This window comes from Deinococcus sp. JMULE3, assembly GCF_013337115.1.
Classification (GTDB): Bacteria; Deinococcota; Deinococci; order Deinococcales; family Deinococcaceae; genus Deinococcus.
Genome location: NZ_SGWE01000004.1, coordinates 2,754,591 through 2,768,521 on the forward strand (window position 1 = coordinate 2,754,591; position 13,931 = coordinate 2,768,521).

At 68.9% G+C, this 13,931-nt stretch carries 12 protein-coding genes and 2 pseudogenes; 10 read left to right on the forward strand and 4 right to left on the reverse strand.

The window, feature by feature from the left end:
- Window positions 1-261: 261 nt before the first annotated feature.
- Together EXW95_RS16195 and EXW95_RS16200 are read left to right on the forward strand one after the other, a co-directional pair.
- A complete protein-coding gene (locus EXW95_RS16195; protein WP_174368315.1) occupies window positions 262-2,418 on the forward strand; it encodes a glutamine synthetase III in 2,157 nt (718 codons plus the stop codon).
- A 127-nt stretch (window positions 2,419-2,545) separates the two neighbouring features.
- Window positions 2,546-3,358 carry an AAC(3) family N-acetyltransferase gene (locus tag EXW95_RS16200; protein ID WP_174368316.1) on the forward strand — a complete coding sequence of 271 codons (813 nt, stop codon included), beginning with the start codon at window positions 2,546-2,548 and terminating at the stop codon, window positions 3,356-3,358.
- Window positions 3,359-3,422: 64 nt separating this feature from the next.
- Here the strand turns inward: EXW95_RS16200 and EXW95_RS16205 are convergent, their stop codons facing one another.
- From EXW95_RS16205 to gyrA, 4 genes are all read right to left on the reverse strand, one after another.
- The gene (locus EXW95_RS16205; RefSeq protein WP_174368317.1) at window positions 3,423-4,703 is read right to left on the reverse strand and encodes a hypothetical protein; all 1,281 of its coding nucleotides are present in this window, start codon (window positions 4,701-4,703) and stop codon (window positions 3,423-3,425) included.
- 233 nt (window positions 4,704-4,936) lie between these two features.
- Window positions 4,937-6,298: an FAD-dependent oxidoreductase gene (locus EXW95_RS16210; RefSeq protein ID WP_174368318.1), complete on the reverse strand. Its 1,362-nt coding sequence runs from the start codon at window positions 6,296-6,298 to the stop codon at window positions 4,937-4,939.
- A 147-nt stretch (window positions 6,299-6,445) separates the two neighbouring features.
- Window positions 6,446-7,057 (reverse strand): helix-turn-helix domain-containing protein, encoded by a 612-nt coding sequence (locus tag EXW95_RS16215; protein WP_174368319.1) that lies wholly within the window; start codon window positions 7,055-7,057, stop codon window positions 6,446-6,448.
- Between the two features lie 316 nt (window positions 7,058-7,373).
- Window positions 7,374-9,824, reverse strand: a complete 2,451-nt coding sequence (gyrA, locus tag EXW95_RS16220) for a DNA gyrase subunit A (protein ID WP_174368320.1) — start codon at window positions 9,822-9,824, stop codon at window positions 7,374-7,376.
- A 226-nt stretch (window positions 9,825-10,050) separates the two neighbouring features.
- Between gyrA and EXW95_RS16225 the strand changes: the two genes are divergently transcribed.
- The 8 genes and pseudogenes from EXW95_RS16225 to EXW95_RS16260 all read left to right on the forward strand — a co-directional run.
- Window positions 10,051-10,740, forward strand: a complete 690-nt coding sequence (locus EXW95_RS16225) for a tyrosine-protein phosphatase (RefSeq protein ID WP_174368321.1) — start codon at window positions 10,051-10,053, stop codon at window positions 10,738-10,740.
- A gap of 93 nt (window positions 10,741-10,833) precedes the next feature.
- Window positions 10,834-11,184 (forward strand): roadblock/LC7 domain-containing protein, encoded by a 351-nt coding sequence (locus EXW95_RS16230; protein ID WP_046844572.1) that lies wholly within the window; start codon window positions 10,834-10,836, stop codon window positions 11,182-11,184.
- Window positions 11,181-11,516 (forward strand): roadblock/LC7 domain-containing protein, encoded by a 336-nt coding sequence (locus EXW95_RS16235; protein WP_174368322.1) that lies wholly within the window; start codon window positions 11,181-11,183, stop codon window positions 11,514-11,516. The genes EXW95_RS16230 and EXW95_RS16235 overlap by 4 nt, the downstream gene beginning before the upstream one ends.
- Window positions 11,513-11,833 (forward strand): roadblock/LC7 domain-containing protein, encoded by a 321-nt coding sequence (locus EXW95_RS16240; RefSeq protein ID WP_174368323.1) that lies wholly within the window; start codon window positions 11,513-11,515, stop codon window positions 11,831-11,833. Before EXW95_RS16235 ends, EXW95_RS16240 begins: the two co-directional genes overlap by 4 nt.
- 100 nt (window positions 11,834-11,933) lie before the next feature.
- Window positions 11,934-12,935, forward strand: coding sequence for a porphobilinogen synthase (gene hemB / locus EXW95_RS16245; protein ID WP_174368324.1), 1,002 nt, complete (start codon window positions 11,934-11,936; stop codon window positions 12,933-12,935).
- Window positions 12,932-13,471, forward strand: coding sequence for a cyclin-dependent kinase inhibitor 3 family protein (locus EXW95_RS16250; RefSeq protein WP_174368325.1), 540 nt, complete (start codon window positions 12,932-12,934; stop codon window positions 13,469-13,471). The genes hemB and EXW95_RS16250 overlap by 4 nt, the downstream gene beginning before the upstream one ends.
- Window positions 13,472-13,488: 17 nt before the next feature.
- Window positions 13,489-13,653, forward strand: a pseudogene (locus tag EXW95_RS16255) (antibiotic biosynthesis monooxygenase); the annotation flags it as partial.
- Between the two features lie 136 nt (window positions 13,654-13,789).
- Window positions 13,790-13,927 (forward strand): annotated as a pseudogene (locus EXW95_RS16260) (antibiotic biosynthesis monooxygenase); the annotation flags it as partial.
- Window positions 13,928-13,931: the final 4 nt, after the last annotated feature.

The window sequence follows — 13,931 nt, forward strand, 5'->3', positions numbered from 1 at the left end:
CGGGGGGGCGGTGCAGAGTGTTGCGCGTCGGGCTTCAGTGTGGCAGATCGTGACTGTACAAACTGCACGACTCTTGGTGTCAAGTCCCGGAGTGTCCCGTTATTCCGGCATGTTGTGCAGAAGTATTCGTTGACCGTCTTGATGCGCCGCTCATATACTCCCCCTGTAGGATGCCCGGTGGGTGCCATCACGGGAGCGGCGTGAAATCAGGGATGCCAAGCGCGCCGCACAGACCCCACCCCACCGCGCACAGGGAGCGACATGAACCATGACTTCGACGTGATCTCCGCCGCCCGCAACTGGCGTACGGACGCCGTGGACACCGCCACGCCCGATCAGATCATCAGCAGCGTGTACTCCAGCGACGTCCTGACCCTGGAACAGCTCAAGGCCCGCCTGAGCAAACCCACCTTCAAGAGCCTCCAGGCGACCCTGGAACGCGGCGCGACCCTCGACCCGACCATCGCCGACACCGTGGCTCTGGCCATGAAGACCTGGGCCATGGAGAAGGGCGCCACGCACTACACCCACTGGTTCCACCCCCTGACCGGCGCGACCGCCGAGAAGCACGACTCGTTCGTGTCCCCCAACGGCGACGGCAGCGCTATCGCGGCGTTCAGCGGCAAGGAACTCATCCAGGCCGAACCCGACGCCAGCTCCTTCCCGTCCGGCGGCCTGCGCGCGACCTTCGAGGCGCGCGGCTACACCGCCTGGGACGCCAGCAGCCCCGCTTTCATCATGCGGCACGCCAACGGCGCGACCCTGTGCATCCCCACCGCGTTCGCCAGCTGGACCGGCGAGGCGCTGGACACCAAGACGCCCCTGCTGCGCAGCGTCGAGGCGCTGAACAAGGCCGTCACGCCCGCCCTGAAACTCTTCGGGGCCAGCGAGGGCACCCGCGTGAGCAGCACCCTGGGCGCCGAGCAGGAGTACTTCCTGATCGCCGAGGAGTACTACTACCGCCGCCCTGACCTCGTCATGACCGGCCGCACCCTGTTCGGCGCGCAGCCCCCCCGCGGCCAGGAACTCGAAGACCACTACTTCGGTGCGATTCCCGACCGCGTCCTGAGCTTCATGACCGACGCCGAGCAGCAGCTGTACGCGCTGGGCATCCCGGTCAAGACCCGCCACAACGAGGTCGCGCCCGGCCAGTTCGAGATCGCCCCGATCTTCGAGGACAGCAACATCGCCGCCGACCACCAGCAGCTCACCATGCAGGTGCTGCGCAACACCGCCCGCAAGTACGGCCTCGTCGCCCTGCTGCACGAGAAGCCCTTCGCGGGCGTGAACGGGTCGGGCAAGCACTGCAACTGGAGCATGAGCACCAACGCCGGTGAGAACCTGCTGGAGCCCGGTGACACCCCGCACGAGAACCTGCAGTTCCTGTTCTTCACGTCGGCCGTCATCAAGGCCGTGGACGAGCACCAGGACCTGCTGCGCATCAGCGTCGCCAGCGCCAGCAACGACCACCGCCTGGGGGCCAACGAGGCCCCGCCCGCGATCATCAGCATCTTCCTGGGCAGCGAACTGAGCGACATCTTCGACCGCCTGGAAAGCGGCCAGGGTGGCCGCGGCGCCGAGGCTGGCCTGCTGGGCCTGGGCACCAGCGTCCTGCCCCCCCTGCCCCGTCACGCCGGGGACCGCAACCGCACCAGCCCCTTCGCGTTCACCGGGAACAAGTTCGAGTTCCGCGCGGCGGGCAGCAGCCAGAGCATCTCCTTCCCGATCACGGTCCTGAACACCATCGTCGCGGACGCCGTGAGCGCCCTGGCCGAAGATCTGAAGGCCAAGCTGGACGCCGGAACCGATCTGGACGCGGCCGTCGCCGAGATCGTCAAGGCCACCTACAGCGCCCACAAGCGCATCGTGTTCAACGGCGACGGTTACAGCGACGAGTGGCACCAGGAAGCCGAGCACGGCCGGAAGCTCCTGAACCTGCGCACCACCCTGGACGCCGTTCACCACCTGACCGACGCGAAGAACGGCGCGCTGTTCGAGAAGTTCAAGGTCCTGTCTGAACGCGAACTGGCCGCCCGTCAGGAAATCATGTACGACATCTACTTCAAGACGGTGAACATCGAGGGCGAGACCACCGAGTACATGGCCCGCACCATGATCCTCCCCGCCGCCGTGAAGTACCTGTCCGAACTGCACTCCGCCGGGACCAGCAAGGCCGTCAAGGGCGTCGCTGCCGAGGTCGAGGCCGCCGCGGACGAACTGTTCGACGCCGTGCAGGCTCTCAGCGCCCAGAACGCCGCCACCGGCGGGGACGAGGTGCACGAGAAGGCCCACCACATGCGCGACCAGGTGCTGCCCGCCATGAGCGCCGTGCGCAAGGCCGCCGACAAGCTGGAGAAGGTCGTCGCCGAGCAGCACTGGCCGCTGCCCACCTACCGCCAGATGCTGTTCGTCAAGTAAACCCAGTCCTGAAGGGGGCGGCGCGTGGGGGGACCTGCGCGCCGCCCCCTGTGGGTGGCCCGGCGGGCGGGTAGGGACTGTGCGCCTTTCCTCCCGCCCCGGAGGCACGCCGGAGTAGACTGGGGGCGTGCTGAACCTGCTGCGCCGACCCGCCGTGACCCCCGCCGAACTGGACGAGGGCCTGCGCGCACTGGGACTGGACGGCTCGCAGCACCTGATCGTGCACGCCAGCCTGAAGGCCTTCGGGCAGCTGGACGGCGGCGCGCGGACGGTCGTGGACGCCCTGGAACGCGCGAGCGCGACGGTGGTCGCCCCGGCCTTCACGTACTCCACGCTGCTCTCGCGGCCCACCTCGACCACGCACGCGCGCTTCCACCGGGACTCGCGGGTCAGCCGGGACATCGGGCGGGTACCGCAGGAGATGGTGGAACGTGCCGACGCGCTGCGGTCCTTTCACCCCACCCTGAGTTTCATCGCGCTGGGCCAGGAGGCGCGCCGCATCACCGAGGCGCAGTCCCTGAGCAGCCCGTACCAGCCCATCGGGGCGCTGTACGACCTGGACGGCTTCGCGCTGCTGATGGGCGTGGATTTCGGCAGTAACACCAGCGTCCACTACGGCGAGCACCTCGCGGGCGTGCCGCTGCTGACGCGGTACGTGCCGCTGGACGGGCAGGTGCTGCCCACCGCGTTCCCGAACTGCTCGGCGGATTTCGATAATCTCGCGCCGGATGTGCACGCCCGCGCCCGCAGCGTGCAGGTCGGTCAGAGCACCCTGCGGCTGTACCTCGTGCGGGACCTCGTGGACAGCACGGTGCGCCTCCTGAACCGCGACCCGGAGGGACTGCTGTGCACCTACCGGGGGTGCCGCTGCCAGGAGGTCCGGGCACTCGTGCGGCAGCAGGGCCTCCGGCCGCGCGTGCATACCGGCCTGATCAGCTGAGGCCGCCCGTCACTACAGGCCGGACGCCTGGGGGTGACCCGGCGTCCGGCCCGTGTGGATCCGGTCAGAATTCGACGCGGCAGTTGTTCTCCTGCTGCCGTTTGCCGCCCGCGAGGAGCACCGCGTCACCGCTGAGGCTGCCGCCCAGGGCCCCCTGGGCCTGTTCGGGCAGGACACAGCTGAAGGTCGCGCCGCCCAGCGTCACGTCCAGTTTCAGGCCGGTCGCGAGCCACGTCAGGCGGTACGTCCAGTCGGCCGGGAGTTTCTCGGCGGTGCCGTTCCCGGTCAGGGTGGCGCGGCCACTCCAGCCGTCGGGTTCGGCCCGGTCGAAGCTCAGGCGGTACGTGAGCTGGAAGGTGCTGAACGTCCAGGTCTGCCCGGCCTTCGGGACGCGGTTCACGCCGTCCAGCCAGCGGGGCGGTTGCGCCGCGCCGACGCTGCTGCCGGGTGCCAGGGCGCCCAGCGTGAGTTCGCACAGCGTGTCGGTCAGCAGGGCGCGGCCCAGCACGGTGCGGCCCGGCGTGTACCCGTTGCTGGCGAAGCTGAACAGGCACACGAACGCGCGCGGGTCGCGGTCCTCGCCGATCTGCACGGCCAGCGTGTCCGGGTACTGCCGGTCGCTGCGGTCGAAGTACTTGAACTCGGCGGGCGCGCTGCTCAGCCCGGTCGCCTGCCCCTGCCCGGCGCCGCCGCTGGCCGTGTCCACCCGGACGTTCCATTTCGCGGTGGGCGCCGAGAAGGCCGGGCGGGTCTGGAGCGTCCAGTTCTGCCCCGCCTGCGGCAGCACCGGCCACCCCAGCGCCTGGGGCGTGGCGGGCCGCGTGAAGCTGGTGGGCGTGCCGGTCTCCCGGGTGGCGGTGCAGCCGACGCCGGTGTCCTGCGCGGGGCGGTTCAGGCTGGCGGCGTACGCGCGGCCCGTCAGGGTGTTCGGCGCGCTGCCGGGGGCGGGCGGCCCGGACACGACGCACAGCAGGCGGGTGTAGGCGCCGCTGCCGATGATCTGGCCGTTCTCGGGTTCCACGGCGAACAGCGCGTACTGGTTCAGTTTCGGCAGGCCGTCCACGATTCCGGTGGCGCGGTCCCGTCCGGCCTTCAGGTCGTCCGGGGTGAACATGAAGGCCGCGGCGCGGTTCCCGGCGGTGCGGCTGGTGGCCGTGCCGGTCAGCTGGCGGCCCTTCACGGCGCCGGGCGTGGTCAGCCCGAACGTCCAGTTGCCGATGCCCTCGTCGAACCGTACCTGCCAGGTCTGCGGGCCGTCGAAGGTGAGCGGCAGGCTGAGGGTCTGGGCGTGCGCGGCCCCCAGGGTGAGGCTGGCCGCGGCGGTCAGGGAGGTCAGAAGTCTCATCGACCTCCATCTAAATCACATTCCAGAGCGGCTGGCCAGCCGGGATGAGGCGTGCCGCCCCGGCACCCGCCAGGACGGCACGTCGGGGGTAGGCGGGTCATACGGATTCCGTTTGTTTCGCTGATAATCCGGCACTTCACCGGATTGCCAGCTCCACGTCCGGAACCCGCTTTGCTCCTTCTCGCATCCGCTCGGGTTGAAAGATTTTGCAAACCTTTCAACCGGAGTCGGTATCAGCCCTTGCGGTGGCCGAGCATCAGGTCGCGGTGCACGACCTTCGCGCGGGGGCGGCCCTGCGCCTGTCCCTCGGCGAGTTCGTGCGCGTCGAGCACCTGCCAGTCGCCGAAGGAGTACACCTGCACGCCCTTCCCGGCCAGCAGGGCGTCCACGGCCTCGCGCGTGGGGTGGGCGGCGCCGGGCAGCCTGCCTTCCTTCGCGTCGGCCAGGAGGTGCGCGACGGTGTCGGTGGCGTCCTTGCGGTTGGTGCCGACGACGCCGCTGGGGCCGCGCTTGATCCACCCGGCGGTGTACTCGCCCACGCGGCCCGTCACGCGGCCCTCGTCGTTGGCGATCACGCCGCGTTTCTCGTCGAAGGGCACGCCGGGCAGCGCCACGCCGCGGTACCCGACCGAGCGCAGCACCATCTGCACGGGCAGCACCTCGAACTCGCCGGTGCCGACGGCGTTGCCGTTCTCGTCCAGGCGGTTGCGCTCGACCTTCAGGCCGCCCACGCGCCCCTGGCCGTCGTCGAGGATCTCGACGGGGGACACCAGGAAGCGCAGGTGCACGCGCCGCGCCTTGCCCTCGGGTTCGCGGGCGGCGAAGTCCCGCAGGACCTCCACGTTCTTCTTCTTGGTGTTGTCGGTGATCGCGGCCTTCTCGGATTCGGTCAGCGCGATCTCCTGCGGTTTCACGACGGGTTCGGCGGCGTGCAGTTCCCCGAACTCGCGCAGTTCCTTGGTGGTGAAGGCAGCCTGTGCGGGGCCGCGGCGGCCCAGCACCCACACGTCCTGCACGTGGCTGGCGTCCAGGGCGGTCAGGGCGTGCGCGGCGATGTCGCTCTCGTGGAGTTCCTGCGCGGTCTTCACGAGGATGCGGCTCACGTCCAGCGCGACGTTGCCCACGCCGACCACGGCGACCCCGCTGGCATTCAGGACCATCTCGCGCGCGGCGGCGTCCGGGTGGCCGTTGTACCACGCGACGAACTCCGTGGCGCTCATGCTGCCCGTCAGGTCCTCGCCGGGAATGCCCAGGCGGCGGTCGCTGCTGGCCCCGACGGTGTACAGCACGGCGTCGTAGTGGGCCAGGGCATCCTCGTGGGTGAGGTCCGTGCCGAATTCCACGTTCCCCATGAAGCGCACGCGCGGGTCCGCGAGGGTCTTCTCGAAGCCGCGCGTGACGCTCTTGATGGTCAGGTGGTCGGGCGCGACGCCGTAACGCACCAGGCCGTAGGGGGTGGGGAGGCGGTCGTAGACGTCCACCTGGGCGGGCAGGTCGCCCTGCTTGAGGAGGGCTTCGGTGGCGAAGATGCCGCTGGGGCCGCTGCCGATCACGGCGACGCGCAGGGGACGGTCGGGGGTGTAGGTCTGGGTCATCGCCCGAGTCTATGCACAGGCGGGGCGCGCTGGGAATGCCAACCGTCCAGGATTCGTGTCACATGTACAGAAACAGGGCTGGACAGGCGAGGGGGCATAAAAGCCGCCGCCCCCAGTCTGGAGGCGGCGGTGCGGCGAAGCTTGGGGTTACGCGGCGGCGATGTCGGCCAGGGCCGATTCGTTCTTCAGGGTGATCTTGCCGTAGCCGGCGCTGATCACGCCCTCGCGGGAGAGTTCCCCGACGACCTTGGTGACGGTCTCGCGGACCGAGCCGACGGCGGCGGCCAGTTCGTCGTGCGTGGCGTAGATCATGGTCTCGCCGCTGTCGAGCTGGGTGGCCAGCGCGGTGTCCTTGAGTTCCAGCAGTTCCCCGGCGATGCGGGCGCGCAGGCGCTTGCCGACGAGGCGGTAGATGCTCTCGTAGGCGCGTTCCAGGGTCCGCACGAGGTGGGTGGTGACGTGCAGGTTGTCCTCGGCGCTCATCAGGGCGGGGTTGATCACGTCGATGCTGGAGTCGGTGACGGCCTCGGCGAAGTAGGCGCGGTTCACGCCGGCCAGGGCTTCCTCGCCGAAGTACTCACCGGGTTTGACGTAGCGCAGGGTCAGGCCGTTGCCGTCGTCGTCCATGGTGTGCACGCGCACGAGGCCGGTGGAGACGCGGTAGAGCATGTCGCTCTTGCCGGGGTAGAGGATGACGGCGCCGGGGCGGTAGGTCACGGTGTCCACGAAGGTCCGGGCAGTGCGGGTATTGGTGATCATTCGTTTCGCCTCCTTGGGCGGGTGTGAGGTGTGTTCGCTGGTGCCGGGTGGCGGGGTGAGGCCCCTTTCCCGACGTGCTCACAGTGTAACCCAGTCTCACTTTTTTGTAAACAGTTTTGTTTCTTTAATCTGGCTTTAGATTACAGATCACTCCTCTGGAAGCCACCAGCTGAACCCGCGCCAGCACGGCCTCCACCGCCGCAGTGTGCGCCGCCACGCCTCACCGGCCCCTCACCGCACGGCGGATAAAGACAGCGGGAAGAAAGAAACCGGGGTGAGGCGTCACCGCCCACCCCGGTTGCGATGTTTCAGGGGGTTACAGTTCATCCTCGCGGCGGATCGGGAAGGCGCTGATCACGCAGTCCTTGTCCCCGATGTTGATCACCTTCACGCCCTGCGCGTTGCGGCCCGTCACGCGGACCTCCTCCACGCGGGTGCGGATCACGGTGCCCTTCTCGGTCAGGACCATCAGTTCCTCGTTCCCGCCCACGCGGGCCAGCGTCACGAGCTTGCCGGTCTTGTCGGTCACGTCCAGCGTGATCACGCCCATCCCGCCGCGCCCCTTGGCCGGGTAGTCGCCCACCGGGGTGCGCTTGCCCAGCCCGCACTCACTGACCGCGAGCAGTTCGCTGTCCACGTCACTGCCGGGGACCAGCGCCATGCTGACCACCGCGTCCCCATCCTGATCAGTACTGGCGCTGTCACGCAGGCGGATGCCGATCACGCCCTGCGTCGCGCGGCCCGTCTCGCGGACCTCGCCGCTCTCGAAGCGCATCGCCTTGCCGTTGCGGGTCGCCAGGACCACGTGGTCGCCGTCCTGCACGATCCCGACGCCGATCAGCTCGTCACCGGGCTGCAGGTTGATCGCGATCAGACCGGCGGACGTGATGTTGCCGTACTCGGTGATCAGCGTCTTCTTCACGATGCCGTTCTTCGTGGCGAAGATGAAGCACCCGGCCTCCTCGAAGCCCTTCACGCTCAGCACGCTGGCGACGTTCTCCTCCTCGCGCAGGCTGGGGAGCAGGTTGCGGATGTGCGTGCCCTTCGCGTCACGGCCCGCCTCCGGCAGGTCGTAGATCTTCTCGTGGAACACGCGGCCCTGATCGGTGAAGAACAGCAGGTAATCGTGCGTGGAGCCGACGAACACGCGGGTGTTCACGTCCTCCTCGCGCAGCTTCCCGCCGCTCGCGCCGCGCCCGCCACGGCTCTGGGCGCGGTAGGCGTCCAGCTTCGTGCGCTTGAGGTACCCGGCCTTGGTCATGGTGATGACCATGTCCTCCACGGCGATCAGGTCCTCCTTGGTGATGTCCTCCTCCAGCAGCGTGATCGCGCTGCGGCGCTCGTCACCGTAGTTGTCGCGCACCGCGCGGATCTCCTTCTTGATCTCGCGCCACAGGAGCTTCTCGTCACCCAGGATCGACTCCAGGAACGCGATGGTCTTCTGCAGTTCGTCGTACTCGCCCTGCAGTTTCTCGCGTTCCAGGCCCACCAGACGCTGCAGGCGCATGTCCAGGATCGCCTGCGCCTGGATTTCCGTCAGGCCGAAGCGGGCCATCAGCGAGTCGCGCGCCTCGGCACCCGTGTTGCTGGCGCGGATCAGCGTGATGACCTCGTCGATGTGATCCAGCGCCTTCAGGAGACCTTCGAGGATGTGGGCGCGTTCCTGCGCCTTCTTCAGCTCGTACTTCGTGCGGCGGGTCACGACGTCCTGGCGGTGCTCCAGGAAGTACCGCATGGTGTCGATCAGCGGCAGCACGCGCGGCTCGCCGTGCACGATGCTCAGGTTGATGATCGTGAACGTGCTCTGCAGCTGCGTGTACTTGTACAGCTGGTTCAGCACCAGCGTCGGGATCGCGCCGCGCTTCAGGTCGATCACGATACGCACCGGGTCCTTGCGGTCGGACTCGTCACGCAGCGCGCTGATGTCCGGGATCTTCCCGGCCTTGTACATCGCGCTGATCGTCTGGATCAGGTTGGTCTTGTTCACCTGATACGGGATCTCGCTGATGATGATCTGGTTGCGGCCGTTCTTCTCGTCGATGCGGGCCTTGCCGCGCACCTTCAGGCCGCCGTGCCCGGTCGCGTACGCCTCACGGATGCCCGCGCGGCTGATGCGCCCGCCCGTGGGGAAGTCCGGCCCCTGCACATGCGTCATCATGTCGTCCAGGCCGATGCCCGGATCCTCGATCAGCGCCAGCAGGCCGTTGCAGATCTCGGTGAGGTTGTGCGGCGGGATGTTCGTCGCCATGCCCACCGCGATGCCCGACGCGCCGTTGATCAGCAGGTTCGGCACGGCCGAGGGCAGCACCGACGGCTCCACGGTCGTCTCGTCGTAGTTCGGCTTGAGGTCGACCGTTTCCTTTTCCAGATCGGCCAGGACTTCCTCGGCGACCTTGGTCATGCGCGCCTCGGTGTAGCGCATCGCGGCGGGCGGATCGCCGTCGATGGACCCGAAGTTCCCCTGGGGATGCACCATCGGGTACCGCATGTTCCACCACTGGCCCAGGCGGACCATCGCGTCGTAGATGCTGCTGTCACCGTGCGGGTGGTACTTCTTCATGACCTCGCCCACCACGGACGCGGACTTGGCGTGCTTGACGTTCGAGTACAGGCCCTCGAGCATCATCGCGTACATGATGCGGCGCTGCACGGGTTTCATGCCGTCGCGCACGTCGGGCAGCGCGCGGTCCACGATCACGTTCATGGCGTAGTTGATGAAGTTGGTCTTGACTTCACTGGTGATGTCAACGGGGTGAATTCCAGTCATGTGGCTCCAGTCGTGAGGCTGCTGCGGCCCGGCAGTGGCGCCGCGTCAGCCTGAAATGTCGAGGCCCGGCCAGTCCGGGAATGGATTGATTCTACCACACTCATTCTGCTCTTGGCGTAATAGAACCGGCTCCCTCAATGACCCCATTGTACCCCAGAAATCCCGCACCACACCGTCACTCCCGCCACCCCGGACCCGGCGGACAACCCGCCAGACTGCCGCCCACATGCCCCCATCCGAACAGCCTCCCGGCGGCCTCCTCAATTTTCGCCGCAGTCTCCCCGGCCTGTCCCGCAGCGACACCCTCAGCCGCCTCACGCCAGACGGTCGGCGCGACCTGAAGGCCCTGAACTTCAGCCGCATCATCGACCTGCGTAGCCGCACCGAACGCGCGGCCGATCCACCCCCGTTCCTGGGCCACCCTGCCTACCTGAACCTGCCCCTGCTCCCGTGGCGCCACCGCGCCTTCAACGAAGCCAGCGCCGCCGCCCGCACCAACGCCGACCACATGACTGCCATGCTCGACCACGCGCCCAACCAGATCGTGACCGTCCTGGGCGCGATCCTCGACGCTCCACCCGGCCCGGTCCTCATTCACTGCCACGCGGGCAAGGACCGCACCGGCCTGATCGCCGCCCTGTGCAGCGAACTCGCCGGACAGACCCGCGACCAGACCGCCGCCGACTACGCCGCCAGCGGCCCCGCCCTGCGCGACTTCTACTGGGACATGCAGGCCCGCCGCACGCCCGAGCAGTGGGCGAAACTCGCCCCGTTCATCCCGACCCGCGCCGACGACATCCGCCGCACCCTGACCCACATCGACCAGCACTGGGGCCATCTGGACGCGTACCTGAACGCACACGGCCTGCCGAACGCCGACCTGACCGCGCTGCGCGACCGACTGAACCGGACGTGAAAAACCACGCACGGCGCGGGGGGGAGGCGCCCCCACCGCGCGGGCAGACACGCCGCACACCGCGCCGGGTCAGCGGCATATGATGCGGGGCAGATGCTCGATCAACTCACACAACTCGTACGGGACGTGGACGGCGCCTGGGCCGCCGCCATCGCGGGCCTCGACGGCCTGCTGATCGAAGGGCACGCCACGCTCGACGCCGACCTGAGCCTGCTCGTCGCCGAACACGCCGGACTGTACCGCGCCGCGCACACCGTCTACACCGACACCCTGCAGGGCGGCGCCCCGCGCGAACTGTACCTGCGCGGCGAACGCCTCAGCGTGTACCTGCACCCCATCAAGACCGAGTACTTCCTGCTGCTCGCCGTGGACGGCCGCAGCAACCTCGGGCAGGCCCGCCTGTACGGCCGCGACGCCGCCCGCAAACTGGAGGCCACGCTGTGAAACTCGACCCCCTGCGCACCCTGCCCGGCGTCATCGCCGCCGCCCTCGTCGGCCCGGACGGCCTGGCCGTCGAGGCGCACGGCGACGGCGGCGACGGCCTGGCCGCCGAACTCGCCTCGCTCCGCCAGGGCATGGACCGCACCGGCCGCCGCCTCGGCACCGGGGATGTGACCCGCATCGCCTTCACCAGCGAACGCGTGGAAGTCGTCGCCGTCACCACCGGCCCCTACACCGTCGGCGCGGCCATGACGCGCGGCAGCGACACCCGCACCGCCCAGCAGACCCTCGCCCGGCTCGCGCTGGACCTGAGCCTCCCACGGGAACAGGCATGATCGACAGTCTTCTCGAGGTGCGCGGCGTGCGCCACAGCGCCCTGGTCGGCCTGGACGGCAAGATCGTCGCCAAGGCCGGACTGAAGGAAGCGGACGTCCCCGCCGAACTGACCCTGGTCGCCGCCGGACGCGCCGTGATCGGCAGCCTGCAGAGCAACCTGAACACCCCCGACTGGCAGGAACTGCTGCTCGACGTGGACGGCGGCCCCGTGCTGCTCACCCCGCACGGCAACCAGGTGCTCCTGACCGCCTTTGACGACGTGTCCAGCCTGGGCCGCGTGCGCTTCGCCGTGCGCCGCCTCCTCGGCACCGTCTGATCCCGCACCGGCCCTGAACAGCTCCCCACCCCGGGGAGCTGTTTTCGTGGGCCGGAGGTCCGTTGCATTCGTCCCGCCGCCCGCGCGGTAGCGTAGGCGCATGGACCGTCCCCGCCGCCTGCGCCGCACGCCCGCCCTGCGCGCCCTGACCCGCGAGGTGCACCTGCACCCCGGTCAGTTCATCCACCCGATCTTCGTGCATGAACGCGACACCGTCACCGACATCGCCACCATGCCCGGCGTGCAGCGCCACAGCATCGAGAGTGCCGTCCAGCAGGCCCGCGAGGCCCTGGCCCTGGGCGTGCCCAGCGTGATCCTCTTCGGGATTCCCGACCACAAGGACGCCACCGGGACCCAGGCGTACGCCGAGGAAGGCATCATCCAGCGGGCCACCCGCGCCATCAAGGACGCCGTGCCCGGGGTGACCGTCATCGCGGACACCTGCCTGTGCGAGTACACCGACCATGGCCACTGCGGCCCGCTGTGCGAGGTGCCCGGCCTGAGCGGCGCGGACGCCTGGACGGTCGACAACGACGCCAGCCTCGCCCTGCTCGCGCAGACCGCCGTGTCCCAGGCCCGCGCGGGCGCCGACGTCATCGCGCCCAGCGCCATGATGGACGGACAGGTCGCCGCGATCCGCGCCGCGCTCGACGACTCGGGCTTCACGCACACCCCGATCATGAGTTACGCCGTGAAGTACGCCAGCGCCTACTACGGCCCCTTCCGCGACGCCGCCGGGTCCACCCCCAGCGTCGGGAACCGCGCCACGTACCAGATGGACCCCGCCGGCGGCCACCGCGAGGCGCTGCGCGAGGCCCGCCTGGACGCCGAACAGGGCGCCGACACCCTGATGGTCAAACCCGCCCTGGCGTACCTGGACGTCCTGAACCTCCTGAAACGCGAATTCGACCTGCCCGTCGTGGCGTACAACGTCAGCGGCGAGTACTCGCTGATCAAGGCCGCCGCCGCCGCCGGATTCATGGACGAACGCCGCACCGTGCTGGAGACCCTGACCGGCATGCGCCGCGCCGGAGCGGACGCCATCATCACGTACCACGCCCTGGACGCGGCCCGCTGGATCGCCGAGGACGCCCGCGCGTGACCAGCGCCGCCAACCCCATCCGCGTGGACTGGATTCCCACCGGCCTGTGGCCCGGCCGTCTGGGCCTGACCTTCGCGCCCGGCAAGAAGGGCGGCAGCGTGTACCAGCCGGGCGTCACACATGACCGCAGCGTCACCGGGGACATGCAGACCCTCGCGCAGCAGGGCACGAACGTCATCGCGCCCCTCATCGAGGACTTCGAGTTCGACCTCCTGGGCATGGACGGCTACCACGACACCGCCTCCGAGTACAGCATCGAGGTCGCCCCGTACCCCATCCCTGACCAGCATGTGCCGCACGACCCGCGCGACTTCGCCGCGTACGTGGACGAACTCATGACCCACCTGCTCGACGGCCGCAGCGTCGTCGTCCACTGCCGGGGCGGACTGGGCCGCGCGGGCCTGACCGCCGCGTGCCTGCTCGTGCAGGGCGGCCTGAACCCCGAAGACGCCATTGCCCTGGTGCGGGACACCCGCAGCCCACACGCCATCGAGACGGCGAAGCAGGAACAGTTCATCCACGACTTCGCCCGCTGAGGGCATGGAGGTCCCCCATGATCAGCGTCGCCAACCGCATCCACGTGAGGGCCGAGTACCACGACGCGTTCGAGGCACGTTTCCGCGACCGGGCCGGACTGGTGGACGGCATGCCGGGCTTCATCGCCAACCACGTCCTGCGCCCCACCCGCGACGGCGACCCGTTCGTGGTGCTGACCTTCTGACAGCAGAATTCAGGAGTATTGAAGGGCACCTTCAATCTCCTGAACGAGCGGAGCGAGCACCTGACAACACCGGCGGTTGGAAGTGGAATTGAAGGGCGTGGTGTTGGCCCTTCAATGGAACTGGAAACCGCTGTGGGAGTCCCGCGAGGCGTTCGAGGCCTGGACGACCAGTGACGCGTTCCGGCAGGGGCACGCCCGCAGTGGCACCCTCCCGAAGGACGCCTTCAGCGGTCCGAACGTCCTGGAAATCCATGAGGTCGTCGCCCGCTGAGCGG

Excerpts from the sequence above, each read along its gene's own strand:
- EXW95_RS16195 (WP_174368315.1), top strand. The coding sequence starts at position 262 with ATGAACCATGACTTCGACGTGATCTCCGCCGCCCGCAACTGGCGTACG.
- EXW95_RS16225 (WP_174368321.1), top strand. The coding sequence starts at position 10,051 with ATGCCCCCATCCGAACAGCCTCCCGGCGGCCTCCTCAATTTTCGCCGC.
- EXW95_RS16210 (WP_174368318.1), bottom strand. The coding sequence starts at position 6,298 with ATGACCCAGACCTACACCCCCGACCGTCCCCTGCGCGTCGCCGTGATC.
- gyrA (WP_174368320.1), bottom strand. The coding sequence starts at position 9,824 with ATGACTGGAATTCACCCCGTTGACATCACCAGTGAAGTCAAGACCAAC.
- EXW95_RS16205 (WP_174368317.1), bottom strand. The coding sequence starts at position 4,703 with ATGAGACTTCTGACCTCCCTGACCGCCGCGGCCAGCCTCACCCTGGGG.
- EXW95_RS16230 (WP_046844572.1), top strand. The coding sequence starts at position 10,834 with ATGCTCGATCAACTCACACAACTCGTACGGGACGTGGACGGCGCCTGG.
- hemB (WP_174368324.1), top strand. The coding sequence starts at position 11,934 with ATGGACCGTCCCCGCCGCCTGCGCCGCACGCCCGCCCTGCGCGCCCTG.
- EXW95_RS16240 (WP_174368323.1), top strand. The coding sequence starts at position 11,513 with ATGATCGACAGTCTTCTCGAGGTGCGCGGCGTGCGCCACAGCGCCCTG.
- EXW95_RS16215 (WP_174368319.1), bottom strand. The coding sequence starts at position 7,057 with ATGATCACCAATACCCGCACTGCCCGGACCTTCGTGGACACCGTGACC.